Origin of the sequence: Rhodococcus sp. 105337 (assembly GCF_012844225.1) — a bacterium.
In the GTDB taxonomy this organism is placed as follows: domain Bacteria; phylum Actinomycetota; class Actinomycetes; order Mycobacteriales; family Mycobacteriaceae; genus Rhodococcus.
The window spans coordinates 114,323-130,511 of record NZ_JABAGQ010000002.1; the positions used below are offsets into that span (position 1 = coordinate 114,323).

A 16,189-nucleotide genomic window follows, 5' to 3' on the forward strand; every position below is an offset into this window, starting at 1 on the left:
GTTCCTGCCGCCCGTGTGTTCGGGTCGTAGGGTTCGTCGGGGCGTGGCGGGAGCCACGAACGAGGACGCCGTGCGTCGGACTCGTCCGACATGTCGGATACGGTGACCGCCGTGTCGCTCATCATCACCACCGTGAATGTCAACGGCGTCCGCGCTGCCGCCGGCAAAGGCCTGCTGGACTGGCTTTCCGGGACGGTAGCCGACGTCGTGTGCCTGCAGGAGGTGCGCGCCACCGAGCAGCAGTTCCACGCCGCGATCGCGCCCGCGCTGGAATCCGGCTGGCACTGTGTCGGAGCCGAATCGTCGGCCAAGGGACGCGCGGGTGTGGCGATTCTGTCCCGCATCCCCGCCGACGCGGTGCGCGTGGGGTTCGACGCCGAGGAGTTCTCGGCGGCGGGCAGGTACATCGAAGCGGATTTCGGTGCCGTGACCGTGGGCAGCCTCTACCTGCCCACCGGGGAGGCGCAGACACCCAAGCAGGACGACAAGGAGCGCTTCATGAAGGGCTTCGGGGCGTACCTGGCGGAGCGGTCGGCTGCGGTGACGGCCCAGGGCAGGGACATGGTCGTGTGCGGCGACTGGAACATCGCCCCCACGGAGCGCGACATCAAGAACTGGAAGGGCAACGTCAAGAAATCGGGCTTCCTTCCGGGCGAGCGAGCCTGGGTGGCCGAGCTGCTCGATGCCGGGTGGCGGGATGTGGTCCGCGACGTGCACGGCGACGTGCCCGGGCCGTATTCGTGGTGGTCGTACCGCGGTAAAGCCTTCGACACCGACGCGGGGTGGCGGATCGACTATCACCTCGTGACCGCGGCCCTGGCCGCGCGCGTGACCGATGCCCGAGTGGAACGTGCCGCAACATACGCCGACCGCTGGTCGGATCACGCACCCGTGACGGTGACCTTCTCCTGACGCTCTCCGACGAACCCTCGACGCTCGGCTGACGCACCCCTGACGCATCGCAGAAGCGCAGGCGGACCTCGGTGGCATCACCGAAACCGATTCGTGAAATTATCGAGACATGTCCAGCACCGCAGTTTCGAACACCACGAAGCCGAAGGCACGCCCGCGCGTGCTGTCCGGCATCCAGCCCACCTCGGATTCGTTCCACCTCGGGAACTTTCTCGGTGCGCTGGCGCAGTGGGTTCCCGCGCAGGACGAGAACGACGCGTTCTACTTCATCCCGGATCTGCACGCGATCACCGTTCCCTACGAACCCAAGCTTCTCCGCAAGCGCGTCCTCGTCTCCGCCGCACAGTTGCTCGCCATCGGGATCGACCCGGAGAAGTCCGTGCTGTTCGTGCAGAGCCAGGTGCCCGAGCACGCCGAACTGTCGTGGGTTCTGAGCTGTATCACCGGGTTCGGTGAAGCCTCGCGAATGACGCAGTTCAAGGACAAGGCTGCCAAGCAGGGCACCGACCACGCGGGCGTCGGGTTGTTCACGTACCCGATCCTGATGGCCGCCGACATCCTGCTCTACCGCGCCAGCCACGTTCCGGTGGGCGAGGATCAGCGCCAGCACCTCGAACTCACCCGCGACCTCGCTCAGCGGTTCAACTCCCGTTTCGGCAAGACCTTCGTCGTACCCGAGCCGATGATCGTCAAGGAAACCGCCAAGATCTACGACCTGCAGGACCCGACCTCGAAGATGAGCAAGTCCGCCGCGACCGACGCCGGCCTGATCAATCTTCTCGACGATCCGAAGGTGTCCGCGAAGAAGATCCGCTCGGCGGTGACCGACAACGAGCGCGAAATCCGGTTCGATCGTGAGACCAAGCCGGGCGTCTCGAACCTGCTCACGATCCAATCGGCCCTGTCCGGGCGGAGCATCGACGACCTCGTCGCGGGTTACGAGGGCAAGGGTTACGGCGATCTCAAGGCCGACACCGCCGAGGTGCTCACCGAGTTCGTCACTCCCATTCGCGCGCGCGTGGACGAGTACCTGAGCGACGAGGCGGAACTGCTCCGCATCCTCGATCACGGCGCGGATCGTGCGCGCGAGGTTGCGTCCCGCACGCTGGCTCAGGTCTATGACAGGGTGGGATTCTTGCCCCGAAAGTAGATGAAGGAGTGCCCTGATGGCCGGCGAGCCGGACGGCGACAACAAGCCGAGTTTTCTCGAGCGCCAGCGCGCCGCACATCCTTCGTTCGACCGGCTGATGCGGGCAGCCGACCGTTATCAGAGCCAGAAGGGCGACTACTACGCCGCCGGACTGACGTACTTCACGGTGCTCGCGATCGTCCCGATCATCATGGTCGGGTTCTCTCTCGTCGGTTTCGTGCTCGCCGGGCGTCCCGAGTTGCTCGACGACGTTCGCGACATCATCGCTCAGAACATCCCGGGGGAACTCGGCGACACAGTCCAGAATCTGATCGACTCGGCGATCAACGCGCGCGGCACGGTGGGCGTGATCGGTTCGCTCACCGCGGTGTACGCCGGTCTCGCCTGGATGGCGAACCTCCGGGACGCGCTGACCGCGATGTGGGACTACGCGCGGGACAAACCGAACTTCGTGATCGTCAAGCTCAAGGACGGTGCGGCGCTTCTCGGTCTGGCCCTGGCGATGGTGGTGTCGCTGGGCTTGTCCGCGGTCAGCAGCGGCCCGATCATGCGCCGGGTGGTCGAGGTGCTCAACCTGCAGAACATCGTCGGTATCGGAGTGGCGCTGCGCATCGCGGCGCTGCTCTTCTCGATCGCCGCGACCGCCGCCGTGTTCACCTGGGTGATCGCGCGGCTCCCGCGCGAACCCGTTGCCTTCCGCAGCGCGATCTTCGCCGGAACCCTCGCCGGAATCGGATTCGAGATTCTCAAGCAGGCCGGTTCGCTGTATCTCGAGAGGGTGCTGGTCGGGCCGGCGGGCGTCGCGTTCGGCCCCATCCTCGGTCTGCTCGTGTTCGCCAACCTCACCGCGCGGCTGGTGTTGTTCTGTACGGCCCTCGCGGCATCGTCGCGCGCGAATCTCGCGCTGGCACACCGTCCCCCGCCCGAGTCCGCATTCATCTCGCCGCGACTCGAGGTCCGCGAGGGGCTCGATGCGCGACGCGGTGTGGCGATCTTCGGAGCCGGCGTCCTCGGTGGTGTTCTCGCGGCGGCGCGCCTGCGCCGCAAGTGATCCCGTAGACGCGCGTGCGTCGCACGTGAGGGTGCGGGCGCGTCTGTGACACATGGGCAGACGACAGCGCGGGCCCGTCCCCGAGGGGCCGGACCCGCGCTGCGCGGTGTGTGCGTGTCAGCGAGCGAACATCAGCGCGCGCTTGACTTCCTGGATCGCCTTCGTCACCTGGATGCCACGAGGGCAGGCGTCGGTGCAGTTGAAGGTGGTGCGGCAACGCCACACGCCTTCCTTGTCGTTGAGGATGTCCAGACGCTCGGCAGCACCTTCGTCACGCGAGTCGAAGATGAAGCGGTGAGCGTTGACGATGGCAGCGGGACCGAAGTAGCTGCCGTCGCTCCAGTACACCGGGCACGACGTGGTGCAGCAGGCGCAGAGGATGCACTTGGTGGTGTCGTCGAACCGCGCACGGTCGGCCTGCGACTGGATGCGCTCGCGGGTCGGCTCGTTGCCCGTCGTGATGAGGAACGGCTTCACGGCGCGGAACGCGTCGAAGAAGGGTTCCATGTCGACGATGAGATCCTTCTCGACCGGCAGGCCGCGGATGGGCTCGACGGTGATGGTGACCGGCTTGCCGTCCTTGGGGAGCATGTCCTTCATCAGGATCTTGCACGCCAGGCGGTTGACGCCGTTGATCCGCATCGCGTCGGAGCCGCAGACGCCGTGTGCGCAGCTACGACGGAACGTCAGGGTGCCGTCGAGGTAGCCCTTCACGTACAGCAGCAGGTTGAGCATCCGGTCCGTGGGGAGCGCAGGCACCTGGAACGAATCCCAGTGCTGGCCCTTGTCGTCCTCCGGGTTGAACCGTGCGATCTTGAGCGTGACCATCACGGCGCCCTCGGGAACGGGAGGCAGATCCGCGGCGGCGGTGTCGTTGATTCTTTCGACAGTTGTCATCAGTACTTCCGCTCCATCGGCTCGTACCGTGTCTGGACCACTGGCTTGTAGTCCAGGCGGATATCGGAGATAAGGTCCTCACCTACTTTGTACGCCATCGTGTGCTTCATGTAATTGGCGTCGTCGCGGTTCGGGTAGTCCTCGCGAGCGTGACCGCCGCGGGACTCCTTGCGGTTGAGAGCACCCACCACGGTGACCTCGGCCATTTCCAGAAGGAAGCCGAGTTCGACCGCCTCGAGCAGGTCGCTGTTGTAGCGCTTGCCCTTGTCGTGGACGGTGATTTCCTTGTAGCGCTTCTTCAGCTCGTGGATGTCGTCGAGCGCCCGCGTGAGGGTTTCCTCGGTGCGGAACACCGACGCGTTGTTGTCCATCGTCTGCTGCAGGTCGCTGCGGATGTCGACGACGCGTTCCTTGCCGCCGGCGTGCAGGATCCGGTCGAGCCACTCGTCGACGTACTTCGTCGGGGCCTCGGGCAGCTCGGCGAACTCGTGGCTGTTCGCGTACTCGGCAGCTGCGATACCGGCGCGACGGCCGAACACGTTGATGTCGAGCAGGGAGTTGGTGCCGAGACGGTTGGCGCCGTGGACGGACACGCAGGCGCATTCGCCGGCGGCGTAGAGGCCCTTGACGACGTCGGTGCTGTTGCGCAGAACCTCACCGTCGACGTTGGTGGGGATGCCGCCCATCACGTAGTGGCACGTCGGGTACACGGGGACCAGTTCGGTGACCGGGTCGACGCCGAGGTAGGTCCGCGCGAACTCGGTGATGTCGGGGAGCTTCTCCTCGAGAACGTCCTCACCGAGGTGGGTCACGTCGATGTAGACGTAATCCTTGTTCGGTCCGGCACCGCGACCCTCGAGCACCTCGAGGACCATCGACCGGGCGACGATGTCGCGGGGCGCGAGGTCCTTGATGGTGGGCGCGTAGCGCTCCATGAACCGCTCACCGTCGGCGTTGCGGAGGATGCCGCCCTCGCCTCGGACTGCTTCCGAGATAAGGATGCCCAGGCCCGCGAGGCCCGTCGGATGGAACTGGTGGAACTCCATGTCCTCGAGCGGCAGGCCCTTGCGGAAGATGATGCCCATGCCGTCACCGGTGAGGGTGTGCGCGTTGGAGGTCGTCTTGTACATCCGGCCCGAGCCGCCCGTGGCGAACACGATCGACTTGGCGTGGAAAACGTGGATCTCGCCGGTGGACATCTCGTACGCGATCACGCCGGTCGCGACGGGGCCGTCCGGTGTCTCCGTGAGGGCGATGTCGAGCGCGTAGAACTCGTTGTAGAACTCGACGTCGTGCTTGACGCAGTTCTGGTAGAGCGTCTGGAGGATCATGTGGCCGGTGCGGTCGGCGGCGTAGCAGGCGCGGCGAACCGGAGCCTTGCCGTGATCGCGCGTGTGGCCACCGAACCGGCGCTGGTCGATCTTGCCTTCGGGGGTGCGGTTGAAGGGCAGACCCATCTTTTCCAGGTCGAGCACCGCGTCGATGGCTTCCTTCGCCATGATCTCGACCGCGTCCTGGTCGGCGAGGTAGTCGCCGCCCTTGACGGTGTCGAAGGTGTGCCATTCCCAGTTGTCTTCCTCGACGTTCGCGAGGGCTGCGCACATGCCGCCCTGGGCTGCGCCGGTGTGGCTGCGCGTCGGGTAGAGCTTGGTGAGTACCGCGGTGCGGGCGCGGGGACCGGCTTCGATGGCCGCGCGCATGCCGGCGCCGCCGGCGCCGACGATGACTACGTCGTAACGATGTTCCTGCATGGAGTTCTAGCTCCCCTAGCTCGCGGTGATGTTGGGGTCGAAGGTGAAGATCACGTAGGTACCCAGGCCCATGATCAGGATCATCGACACGAGCAGAATCGTGTTGAGCCAGAAACGGGTGGAGTCCTTGCGTGCGTAGTCCGCGATGACGGTGCGCAGGCCGTTACCGCCGTGCAACTGCGCAAGCCAGAGCATCGACAGATCCCAGATCTGCCAGAACGGGCTGGACCAGCGACCCGCGACGAACGCGAAGTTGATGCGGTGCACGCCGTCGTCGAGCATCAGCATGATGAACAGGTGACCGAGCACCAGAATGATCAGGGCGAGGCCGGAGAGGCGCATGAACAGCCACGCGTAGAGCTCGAAGTTGTTGTTCGAGACGCGACGCGGCGAGCGCGGATTGTCCAGGCTCGCGGGGCGGTCGTGCGAGGTGCCCAGGGTCTTTGCTTCGGTCATGTCAGTGCCCCGCAAACATGTTGTAGAAGATGCGTCCGGCCGCGGGGATCATCACCACGAACCAGATCGCGAGAATGGTCCAGAGCATCACTCGCTGGTACTTCGGGCCCTTGGACCAGAAGTCGATGAGCATGACCCGCAGACCGTTCAGCGCGTGGTAGAGCACCATCGCGACGAGACCGAGTTCCATGAGACCGACGATGGGGTTCTTGTAGGTCTCGATGACGCTGTCATAGGTCTCGGGATTGACCCGGACGAGTGCCGTGTCCAGGACGTGGACGAATAGGAAGAAGAAGGTCGCCACGCCGGTGATCCGGTGTAGAACCCAGGACCACATGCCGGGGTCCCCCCGGTAAAGCGACCGTGTGCGCCCCGCCTGTGCGGGGGCGGCTTCAGTCGTGCTGCTCATCGAGTGCTGTGCCTCCAACGTCAATGGTGGACGCGTCGAGCCGTTCATTACTGTCGGGGAATACCGCAGCACGGGCTCGACGAACCGGAACCGACTTGGTTCGACTCTAAACCCAACGCAAACCCGGGAACTAATCTCATCCCCGATTCGTACGGCCCCCAAATAACAAGTTAGGTATGCCTTTCCAACTGTGACGGCGACCGGTGGGGGTACCGCAACGTTGCCTGTACCACCGTGACAGGATGATCAACCATGCCGGACATCGACTGGAAAATGTTGCGCGCCAAAGCACATGACGTTATGACCCGTGCCTATGCGCCCTATTCGAACTTTCCCGTCGGGGCGGCGGGCCTTACGGTCGATGGTCGCATAGTCACCGGGTGCAATGTGGAAAATGTCTCACATGGGCTGGGACTTTGTGCCGAAACTGTACTCGTCGGTAACTTGTTTTCCGAAGGTGGCGGGCGTCTTCTCGCCGTGACCGTGTGCGACGCGCGAGGCGAAATTCTGGCGCCGTGCGGACGCTGTCGCCAACTCCTCCTCGAACACGGCGGACCCGGTCTCGTCGTCGACTCCGCTCCGCATCCGCGGACCATGTCCGAATTGCTTCCCGATGCCTTCGGTCCCGAGCAACTCGCGGCCGTGCGGGTCGAGCGAGGCCGCGATGCCTGACATCATCGGCATCATCCACCGCAAGCGTGACGGACACGAGCTTTCCGGCACCGAGATCGACTGGGTGATCGAAGCGTTCACCCACGGCATCGTCGAGGACGCGCAGATGTCCGCGCTCGCGATGGCGATCTGGTTCCGCGGGATGACCCGCGCGGAGATCGCCGGGTGGACCACCGCGATGACCGACTCCGGACGTCGGCTCGACTTCACCGGACTCGGCCTGCGCACCGTCGACAAGCATTCGACCGGCGGGGTCGGCGACAAGATCACCTTGCCGCTCGCTCCGCTTGTCGCCGCGTGCGGCGTCGCCGTTCCGCAGCTGTCCGGCCGGGGTCTCGGCCACACCGGCGGCACCCTCGACAAGCTCGAGGCGATTCCGGGGTGGCGCGCCGATCTGAGCACCGTCGAGATGGCCGAGATACTGACCGACCCCGCCGTCGGAGCGGTCGTGTGCGCCGCGGGCGCCGACCTCGCTCCCGCCGACCGCAAGCTCTACGCGCTGCGCGACGTCACCGGGACGGTCGAATCGATCCCGCTCATCGCCAGTTCGATCATGAGCAAGAAGATCGCGGAAGGCGCCGGCGCCCTCGTGCTCGACGTCAAGGTCGGCACCGGTGCCTTCATGACCGAACTCGGCGAGGCACGCGAACTCGCACGGATCATGGTCGAGCTCGGTAGCGACGCCGATCTCCCGACCACCGCGTTGATCACCCGGATGGACACTCCGCTCGGACGTACCGCGGGCAACGCCCTCGAAGTGCGCGAGGCGGTCGAGGTACTCGCCGGGGGAGGGCCCGGCGACGTCGTGGAACTCACCCTCGCCCTGGCTCGGGAGATGCTGGCAGCCGCAGGGATCGACGATGTGGACCCGGCCGAGCGGTTGCGCGACGGCAGCGCGATGGACCGGTGGCGGTCGATGATCGCGGCGCAAGGCGGCGATCCGGACGCACCCTTGCCGACCGCGACGCACACCGAGACGCTGTATGCCGACGCAGACGGTGTGCTCGCCGAGCTCGACGCTCTCGCCGTCGGGAAGGCGGCGTGGCGGCTCGGCGCCGGACGAGAACACCAGGGCCAGGCCGTGCAGCCGGGCGCGGGAGTCGAACTGCACGCCGTCGTCGGCGACACCGTCCGCAAGGGACAACCCGTCGCGACGCTCCACACCGACACGCCCGGGCGGTTTCCCGCCGCGCTGGGTGCGTTGCGTGGCGGGCTCAGCGTCTCCGAGACGGCGCCGCCGCCGCGCCCGCTGATCGTCGAGCGGATCACGCCGTAGCGGACTACCGTCCCGAAACATGAGTGACGAGTCGGTGGTTCCCGGAATGTTCGACGGCAGGGCCGAGTCGGTGAAGCTCGCGCCGAAAGTGCTCCTGCACGACCACCTGGACGGCGGGCTGCGTCCCGGGACGGTTCTCGAACTCGCCGACGCGTGCGGCTGGTCGCTTCCCGCCGACACCGAAGACGACCTTGCCCGCTGGTTCCGGGAGTCGGCCGACAGCGGCACCCTCGTCCGGTACCTCGAGACGTTCGAGCACACCGTCGCGGTGATGCAGACGCCGGAAGGTCTCGAGCGGGTGGCACGGGAATGCGTGATGGACCTGGCGGACGACGGGGTCGTGTACGCCGAGGTCAGGTTCGCGCCCGAACAACACCTCGAGCGCGGACTGACGCTCGACGAGGTGGTCGAGCATGTCCTCGAAGGCTTCCGCGCCGGCGAGTCGGAGGCGCGTGCCGCCGGGCGCCCCATCATCGTCGGGTGTCTGCTCACGGCGATGCGCCATGCCGCGCGATCCCGGGAGATCGCAGAACTCGCGGTCCGGTTCCGTGACCGGGGAGTGGTGGGTTTCGACATCGCCGGCGCGGAGGCCGGTAATCCGCCCAGCCGCCACCTCGATGCCTTCGAATACACGCGAGCAGCCAACGCGCACTTCACTATTCATGCGGGCGAGGCATTCGGTCTGCCGTCCATCCACGAGGCCGTAGCTTTCTGCGGTGCCGACCGGCTCGGTCACGGCGTCCGCATCCTCGACGACATCGTGCTGGGCGAGAACGGCGAGCCACGGCTCGGGCTGCTGGCGAGCTACGTCCGCGACAAGCGCATCCCGCTCGAGCTGTGCCCGAGTTCCAACGTGCAGACCGGGGCCGTGCTGACACTCGCGGAACATCCGTTCGACCTGCTCGCGCGGTTGCGTTTCCGCGTCACCGTCAACACCGACAATCGGTTGATGAGCGACACCACCATGACCAAGGAGATGGTGCAGCTCGCCGACACGTTCGGGTACGGCTGGGCCGACCTCGAGCGTTTCACGATCAACGCGATGAAGTCGGCGTTCCTGCCGTTCGATCAGCGGCTCGCCCTGATCGACGACGTCATCAAACCGGGTTACGCCGTCCTGATCGGCTGAGCGGGCCGAAGCGGTGCGAACGCGTCAGTTCTTGTTCAGCCGTGCTTCGAACTCGCGCTCGAGTTCACGCCACGCGAGAGCTTCGGCGTCGAACGGTGCGCTCGGAGCGAGGCGGCCCGGGTCGGGTTCGAGAACGTAGTTGACGAACCATCCCAGCTCCGTGGATGCCGCGAGGGCCGCTTCGGTGCTGTCGTCGTTCGCGTAACCGGCGGCGTCGGTGAACAACTCGACGGCGAGCTCGAGTTGTTCCGGGTCGACGGCGGCGATGCCCTCGGCGATGTCGTCGGCGATGCCCGTGAGCACGTAGACGTTGTCGTCGATGACAGCGACCTCGAGCGACCCGTCGACCGCAGCGATCCGGATCTCCTCGTACGTTTCGAGCTGGGACATGTCGTGGTCGTGGTTGTCGGCGAGATACCGCGCGAGAACGCGCTCGGACGGGAAGACGAAGATCCGTCCCTCCTGCCCGAGGAACACCGCGTCGTCGTCGAGGTAGCAACGCAGGGTGAACCACGTACCGTCCGACGTGATGATCTTGATGGGGTCGATGCCGACGGAGGCCCAGAAGTCGTCTTCGTCGTCGTCGAGGAACTCGTACTCGTCGTTGTCGACCTCGTCCTGGACCGTGTCGTCGGCTTCCAGTTCGTTCTCGTCCGAGGCCACCAGTTCCGACTCGATCTCGGCCACGACCGCCTCGTCCACCGCGGGCGTGGTCACCACGGCGTCGAGTGCGTCGATCACCGCGTCCCAGTCTTCGGCGATCGCGGTGCCGATGCTGTTCCACAGCTCGTGTCCCTCGCGGCCCGCGACGGCCGACGCGCCGTGGCGGAGCAGGGTATCGACTTCGGTCCGCTCGAAGAACTTGGTGACGACATCGAGTTCGCACACGTCGCCGAGGATGCTGACGATGTCGAACGTGTCCTGCAGTTCGGAGATCGACTCGGCGTCGGGATCGGCGGCCGCGAGTTCCGGTACGCCGATCAGGTCGTACGAGTGCGCGTCGTCGGGTTCGAACTCGACAGCGGCGAGCTTGGCGACCACGGGCCACGCGGGATGCTCCACGAGATCGTTGTCGCCACCGGAGCGGACGAACGCCACCATCGCGGCCACGCTCGGGAATCCGTACAGGTCGTCGCCGTGGCCGAGAAACGCCTCCCATTCGTCGTCGCCCTCACGCCAGCGCGGTGCCCACAGGGTCACGAGGTCGCCGTCGGTGAGACCGAGCTCTATCGGGACGATGTCTCCAGCCATGGCGCGAAGCCTAGCCATGTCGCCGCCGAGAATATAGCCGGGGTGGCAAGCAGCACGTCATCGAAGCGCACCCCGAAGGTCGTCGACGAGTGCGACCCGCTGTGCGGCGGCTGCCTCGGCCGCCGCATGGACTGTCGTGAGGATCGATGCCGCGAGCTCTCGCGCGTCCATGCGGCATGCTGCTTCCTCCAGCCGAAGATCCGCGAGGGCGCCCGTCCCGTCGACGCGCGCGGCGATCCGGCCGTCCGGACTCTGCGCGGTCGCCCGGATGCCGTGTATCCCTTCCAAGGTGCTCTCGAGAGCGTCGAGTTTCGTGCGGACGCGATCGACGATCGCCGTCACCTGCTGTTCACTCATCGGTGGTCCCCCTTGTTCTCGTCGGATTCGGGCGTGCGGCTTCCGGCTCGGTCACGACCGGTGGGCGGCCCGCGCGTCGCCGTACGAAAAATGCCGCATCCGGTCGAGCACTTCGCGTGGGACGCCCTGTTCGTGCAGTTCTCGGTGACGGAGCGTCGCGGCTTCCTGTGCGGCGACGCGATTCAGGGCGAGGATCTCGTCGGCGAGCGCACCCGCGCCGTAGCGAAGTTCGCGGGGATCGATGCGCAGCTCGACCGGGAGGCCGTCGTCGGTGGTCCGCACCGAGATCGTGCCCGCGCGATTGTGGGCGATCGCGGTGATCGGGGCGGTCGGCGGAACGGGAGTCGTGAGATCCATATCCGGTTGGACGCAGGGACTGCCCGGGTGGTTCCCGGCCCGGACGATTCCGGTCGGCCGGCGTACACCGTTCACGCAGTCGTCGGCCGGTAGAACCCCTGGAACGCCATGCCGCCGTTGCCGGTGCGGATCGGGGTGACCGCGACGGGATCGCCTGCTTCCACCATCATTCCGTTGCCGACCACCATCGCGACGTGCCCGTCCCAGACCGCGAGGTCGCCCGGCAGGACCGATCCCGGATCGACGCGTTGCCCGACGTCCTGCTCCTGCGCCAAGCGTGGGATCTCCACGCCCGCTTCGGCGTAGGCGTACTGCGTCAAACCGCTGCAGTCCAGTCCGCTGCCGGGCGACGTGCCGCCCCACAGGTACGGCGTGCCCTGCTGCTCGAGCGCGCGGCGGACGGCCGTCGCCGCGGCGGCATTGGGGGCGGTGCTGACGCTGCCGTCGGGAAGGACCACCTCGGTTCCGGTGTCCCCGGATCGGCTTCCCACCATCGCGTGCGCGGCGGGGTCGGCCGCGGACGGCGCGTCCACCGGGGTGTGCTCGGGGAGCAGCGCGGTCAGCCGGTCGGTGAGATCCGCGAGGGTCGACACGACCCGGGTGAGCACCCGCAGACCCTCGGCGATGTGCTCGACCGCGACGGTGAGCAGCATCAGCTGACCGTGCGGCAGACCCGCCACGGGTGCCGCCCGATTCGCGAACGCGAGGAACGAGTCGACGAGCCGTTGGAGTTCGGCGGTGCCGGTCGCGACGGTGACCGTCGCCTCCAGCGCGACGGCCGCGATGCCGAGTCCACGGTCGGCGGCCACCAGGACATCGGACACCACCCGTTCGGCGCCGGCGACGGCATTCTCCGCGGCGGGCCCTGTCCACGCCCACGCAAGCTCGGCGACGGCGTCCCGCCCGGCCGCATGAACCTCCTCCGCGAGTTGTGCTCCTACCCGTAGGAGGGCGCCCGGATCCGGTGCCGGGGCAGAAGCGGAACCGAAGGCGTCGAGCAACTCCCTCAGGGGCGCTGTCAGCAGGTCGCCGCCGACGGCCGCGATCACGCGTCGTCCTGCACGGCCAGCAGTCGACGCGCCACCGCGTCGACCGAACGCTCGTATGCCGCCGCCGACGCCGTTGCTGCCGCACTCATCCCGGCGAGGGCGCCGCCGAGGCGATCGAGGTCGCGTCCGTGGGCGTCGTGCGTCGCAACGAGCGCGGCGAAGAACGTCGCACCCACGGGGCCGAGCACCGGACCGAGCAGGGCGGGGTCACCGTCCCGGGTGTGTGCTGCCGCACTGTGCATGCGTTCGGCCAGTGCGGCAGCCCGGTGCCCGAACGCCGCGATCGTCGCGGTGTCGGCGCGGACCGCCACCACGGTTCCTTCGTGCGGTCCGCCGCCGAATTGCCGGTCCCTGTCGAGTTCTTCCGACACTCGTCCCCCCGTGGTCGATTGCGGTGTCCACCGTCACGTCGAGTGCGGCGCGAGGTGGACATTCCTCATCGGGGTTCGACGCATAGCGGACGGGTCCGGTTCCCTCGTACCTGCACGTGTCGTGAGCGCTCTATCCTTTTCTGCATGGACATGCTCGTTGTCGACCACCCGCTCGCTGCTTCTCTCCTCACCATTCTTCGCGACGAACGCAGCGACAACGCTGCATTCCGAGACGCGTTGAGCCGGCTCACCCAGATGCTCGTCTACGAGGCGGTGCGCGACGCGCCGGTCGAGAAGTTCGAGGTCAAGTCGCCGGTGGCGGTCACCGAGGGCGTGCGGTTGCAACAGCCGCCGTTGCTCGTCCCCGTCCTGCGCGCCGGACTCGGCATGGTCGACCAGGCCCACGCCCTGATCCCTCAGGCTCGGGTGGGATTCGTGGGTCTCGCCCGCGACGAGAAAACCTTCGAGCCGGTGCCGTATCTCGAGTCGCTGCCCGAGAACCTGTCCGGGTTGCCCGTGTTCGTGCTCGATCCGATGCTCGCGACGGGAGGTTCGATGGTGCACACCCTCGACCTGCTCGTGGCGCGCGGCGCCACCGACATCACCGCGGTGTGTGTCGTCGCGGCACCGCAGGGGGTCGAGGCGCTGGCAGCGTCCGGTCATCCGGTCCGCCTGGTGACCGCGTCGGTCGACGAGGGTCTCAACGACAACAAGTACATCGTGCCGGGTCTCGGCGATGCCGGAGATCGCCAGTACGGTCCCCGGTAGTCCGGGGAAGTCGCATCCCGAGCCGGTCGGTCAGAGCACCGAGTCGCCGAGCGCGGAGGCCCACTCGCGGAGGGCTCCGAGAGTTGTCTCCGCGGTGGAGCGGTCGATGTCGGTGACGACCTCGAGGTAGAACTTCAGCTTCGGTTCGGTGCCGGACGGCCGCACCACCACGCGCACGGTCGGGCCCTCGAACACGAGAGCGTCGGTGTTCAGCGGTCCGTCGGCCGCAGCCAGGTCGGTGACCGTCACCGCCTCGCCCGCGAGCGTGCGCGGTGGCGACGACCTCAGATGCGCCATGATCTCGTCGATGCGGCTCAGATCGTCGACGCGCAGCGAGACCTGGTCGCCCACGTGGATACCGAACTCGCGGTACAGGTCGTCGAGGGTATCGAGAAGCGTGCGCCCCGACGCTTTCAGAGCCGCAACGAAGTCCGCGACCACGACGGCGGTGGCGATGCCGTCCTTGTCGCGCACCGCGTCGGGGTCGACGCAGTGACCGATCGCCTCCTCGTATGCGTAGACCAATCCGTCTCCGGCGCGGGCGAGCCACTTGAAGCCGGTCAGGGTCTGGGCGAACCGGGCGCCGCGCGCCGCGGCGAGCTTGCCCAGCAGCGTCGAGGACACGATGGTCGTGGCGACGAGCGGGTCGGGCGGCGCCGAGCCCAGGATGCGCTCGCCGAGCAGCACCCCGGTCTCGTCACCGCGCAGCATCCGCCACCCGTCCGCGGTGGGTACTCCGACCGCACAGCGGTCGGCGTCGGGATCGAGGGCGAGGGCCACGTCGGCACCGACGGCGGAGGCGAGTGCCAGCAGCGCGTCGGACGCACCGGGCTCCTCGGGGTTGGGGAAGGCGACCGTGGGAAAGGCGGGGTCGGGGGCGAACTGGGACGCGACGACATGCACGTCGTCGAACCCCGCGGCGCGCAGCGCAGCGACGGCGGTCTCCCCGCCGACACCGTGCAGCGGGGTCAGGGCGATCCGCACATCACGCCGGGATGAGCGCGGCAACGTCGCCACTCGTGCGAGATACCGCTCGAGAAGTTCGTCACCCGAGGTGACGACGGTGGTGCGCGGAATCTGTGCCGCGTCCGGTGCTGCATCGATCGCGGCTTCGATCTCGCGGTCGGCGGGTGCGACCAACTGTGCGCCGCCCGAGAGATACACCTTGTAGCCGTTGTCGCCGGCGGGGTTGTGCGACGCCGTGATCTGAACTCCCGCAACGGCTCCGAGGTCGCGTACCGCGAACGCGGTGACGGGAGTGGGAAGCGGGCGGGGCAGTGCCACCACGTCGAACCCGGCCGCCGCGAGAACTTCCGCCGCTGCGGCGAAGAAGTCCGCCGAGCCGGTCCGGGCGTCGCGCCCGACGACGACGGTGCCGCCGCCGTGGCCACGGTCGGTGAGCCAGCGTGCGAGGCCCGCCGTGGCACGAACGACCACGGGCACGTTCATCCGGTCGGGCCCGTCGCCCACCGGGCCGCGCAGCCCGGCGGTGCCGAAACGCAGCGTCACAGCCGCGCTGCCAGGTCGCGGAGCAGATCGCCCATCCGGGTGGCTGCGTCGCGACCCGCCGCGAGGACTTCCGCGTGGTCGAGGTGCGCGCCGGTGATGCCGGCGGCGGCGTTGGTGACGAGGGAGACGCCGAGCACCCGCGCACCGGCGGCGCGCGCGGCGATCGTCTCGTGCACGGTGGACATGCCCACGAGATCCGCGCCGAGGGTGCGCAGCATCCGGATCTCCGCGGGCGTCTCGTAGTGGGGGCCGGGCAGTCCCGCGTAGACGCCCTCGGCGAGGCTGGGGTCGATCTCGCGGGCCAGTGCACGTAGATCTGCGGAATACGCGTCGACGAGGTCCACGAACTGGGCACCTCGCAACGGCGACCGGCCGGTGAGATTGAGGTGGTCGGAGATCAGAACCGGCTGACCTACCGCGAAATCGGGATCGATACCGCCGGCGGCGTTGGTGAGGATCACGGTGTGCGCGCCCGCAGCGACGGCCGTGCGGACGGGATGGACCACACGGGTGAGGTCGTGACCTTCGTAGGCGTGGCTGCGGCCCGCCAGAACGAGAACCGCGTTGTCGCCTGCCCGCACCGAGTGCACGGTGCCGGGATGTCCGGCTGCGGTGGGCGGTGCAAAGCCGGGGAGTTCGCTCATCGGCACGGTGGCGACGGGCGTGCCGAACCTCTCGACGGCCGCGCGCCACCCCGAGCCCAGGACGACGGCGACGCCGTGCGCAGGCACCGACGAACGTTCGGCGATGACGGCGGCGGCAGCGATCGCTTCGGCTGCGGGATCGAGAATGACGTCCGGGTGTCCCATGACACGGACCCTAAC

At 67.6% G+C, this 16,189-nt stretch carries 18 protein-coding genes; 7 read left to right on the forward strand and 11 right to left on the reverse strand.

All coding sequences use genetic code 11. The features are described 5' to 3' along the window. Nucleotides 1-102 precede the first annotated feature (102 nt). From HF886_RS04225 to yhjD, 3 genes are all read left to right on the forward strand, one after another. Nucleotides 103-912 carry an exodeoxyribonuclease III gene (locus HF886_RS04225; protein WP_346765059.1) on the forward strand — a complete coding sequence of 270 codons (810 nt, stop codon included), beginning with the start codon at nt 103-105 and terminating at the stop codon, nt 910-912. 109 nt (nt 913-1,021) lie between these two features. Then, on the forward strand, nt 1,022-2,062 hold the full coding sequence (gene trpS, locus HF886_RS04230) for a tryptophan--tRNA ligase (protein ID WP_169619879.1): 1,041 nt from the start codon (nt 1,022-1,024) through the stop codon (nt 2,060-2,062). Nucleotides 2,063-2,078: 16 nt separating this feature from the next. Next, nucleotides 2,079-3,113: an inner membrane protein YhjD gene (yhjD, locus tag HF886_RS04235; protein ID WP_169651655.1), complete on the forward strand. Its 1,035-nt coding sequence runs from the start codon at nt 2,079-2,081 to the stop codon at nt 3,111-3,113. Nucleotides 3,114-3,230: 117 nt separating this feature from the next. Here yhjD and HF886_RS04240 read toward each other — a convergent pair whose 3' ends face one another. Genes HF886_RS04240 through sdhC form a run of 4 tightly spaced genes read right to left on the reverse strand, consistent with a single transcriptional unit; the run spans nt 3,231 to nt 6,626 of the window. Further along, on the reverse strand, nt 3,231-4,010 hold the full coding sequence (locus HF886_RS04240) for a succinate dehydrogenase iron-sulfur subunit (RefSeq protein WP_169619877.1): 780 nt from the start codon (nt 4,008-4,010) through the stop codon (nt 3,231-3,233). After that, the gene (sdhA, locus tag HF886_RS04245) at nt 4,010-5,761 is read right to left on the reverse strand and encodes a succinate dehydrogenase flavoprotein subunit (protein WP_169619876.1); all 1,752 of its coding nucleotides are present in this window, start codon (nt 5,759-5,761) and stop codon (nt 4,010-4,012) included. The genes HF886_RS04240 and sdhA overlap by 1 nt, the downstream gene beginning before the upstream one ends. Before the next feature lie 15 nt (nt 5,762-5,776). Beyond that, nucleotides 5,777-6,217 carry a succinate dehydrogenase hydrophobic membrane anchor subunit gene (locus HF886_RS04250; protein WP_169619875.1) on the reverse strand — a complete coding sequence of 147 codons (441 nt, stop codon included), beginning with the start codon at nt 6,215-6,217 and terminating at the stop codon, nt 5,777-5,779. Between the two features lies 1 nt (nt 6,218). Continuing rightward, nucleotides 6,219-6,626 carry a succinate dehydrogenase, cytochrome b556 subunit gene (gene sdhC / locus HF886_RS04255; RefSeq protein ID WP_169619874.1) on the reverse strand — a complete coding sequence of 136 codons (408 nt, stop codon included), beginning with the start codon at nt 6,624-6,626 and terminating at the stop codon, nt 6,219-6,221. Between the two features lie 252 nt (nt 6,627-6,878). Between sdhC and HF886_RS04260 the strand changes: the two genes are divergently transcribed. The 3 genes from HF886_RS04260 to HF886_RS04270 are packed head-to-tail and all read left to right on the forward strand — an operon-like array spanning nt 6,879 to nt 9,703. Then, complete coding sequence (locus HF886_RS04260) at nt 6,879-7,298, forward strand: cytidine deaminase (RefSeq protein ID WP_169619873.1); 420 nt, start codon at nt 6,879-6,881, stop codon at nt 7,296-7,298. After that, the gene (locus tag HF886_RS04265; protein ID WP_169651656.1) at nt 7,291-8,574 is read left to right on the forward strand and encodes a thymidine phosphorylase; all 1,284 of its coding nucleotides are present in this window, start codon (nt 7,291-7,293) and stop codon (nt 8,572-8,574) included. Before HF886_RS04260 ends, HF886_RS04265 begins: the two co-directional genes overlap by 8 nt. Before the next feature lie 46 nt (nt 8,575-8,620). After that, complete coding sequence (locus HF886_RS04270) at nt 8,621-9,703, forward strand: adenosine deaminase (protein WP_169620005.1); 1,083 nt, start codon at nt 8,621-8,623, stop codon at nt 9,701-9,703. A gap of 24 nt (nt 9,704-9,727) precedes the next feature. Here the strand turns inward: HF886_RS04270 and HF886_RS04275 are convergent, their stop codons facing one another. The 5 genes from HF886_RS04275 to HF886_RS04295 all read right to left on the reverse strand — a co-directional run bounded on the left by HF886_RS04275 (nt 9,728) and on the right by HF886_RS04295 (nt 13,088). After that, nucleotides 9,728-10,954: a primosomal protein gene (locus tag HF886_RS04275; protein ID WP_169651657.1), complete on the reverse strand. Its 1,227-nt coding sequence runs from the start codon at nt 10,952-10,954 to the stop codon at nt 9,728-9,730. Nucleotides 10,955-11,011: 57 nt separating this feature from the next. Beyond that, complete coding sequence (locus HF886_RS04280) at nt 11,012-11,311, reverse strand: YbaB/EbfC family nucleoid-associated protein (protein WP_169619870.1); 300 nt, start codon at nt 11,309-11,311, stop codon at nt 11,012-11,014. 51 nt (nt 11,312-11,362) lie between these two features. After that, nucleotides 11,363-11,668 (reverse strand): hypothetical protein, encoded by a 306-nt coding sequence (locus HF886_RS04285; RefSeq protein ID WP_169619869.1) that lies wholly within the window; start codon nt 11,666-11,668, stop codon nt 11,363-11,365. 71 nt (nt 11,669-11,739) lie between these two features. After that, the gene (locus HF886_RS04290) at nt 11,740-12,717 is read right to left on the reverse strand and encodes a C40 family peptidase (RefSeq protein ID WP_169619868.1); all 978 of its coding nucleotides are present in this window, start codon (nt 12,715-12,717) and stop codon (nt 11,740-11,742) included. Beyond that, nucleotides 12,714-13,088, reverse strand: coding sequence for a type VII secretion target (locus tag HF886_RS04295; RefSeq protein WP_296548988.1), 375 nt, complete (start codon nt 13,086-13,088; stop codon nt 12,714-12,716). The genes HF886_RS04290 and HF886_RS04295 overlap by 4 nt, the downstream gene beginning before the upstream one ends. Nucleotides 13,089-13,232: 144 nt before the next feature. Between HF886_RS04295 and upp the strand changes: the two genes are divergently transcribed. Further along, entirely contained in the window at nt 13,233-13,856 is a 624-nt protein-coding gene (gene upp / locus HF886_RS04300; protein WP_169651658.1) for a uracil phosphoribosyltransferase, read from the forward strand. A gap of 30 nt (nt 13,857-13,886) precedes the next feature. Here the strand turns inward: upp and HF886_RS04305 are convergent, their stop codons facing one another. Beyond that, the gene (locus HF886_RS04305; RefSeq protein WP_169651659.1) at nt 13,887-15,365 is read right to left on the reverse strand and encodes a phospho-sugar mutase; all 1,479 of its coding nucleotides are present in this window, start codon (nt 15,363-15,365) and stop codon (nt 13,887-13,889) included. Further along, nucleotides 15,362-16,174, reverse strand: a complete 813-nt coding sequence (locus HF886_RS04310; RefSeq protein ID WP_169619865.1) for a purine-nucleoside phosphorylase — start codon at nt 16,172-16,174, stop codon at nt 15,362-15,364. Before HF886_RS04310 ends, HF886_RS04305 begins: the two co-directional genes overlap by 4 nt. Nucleotides 16,175-16,189 lie beyond the last annotated feature (15 nt).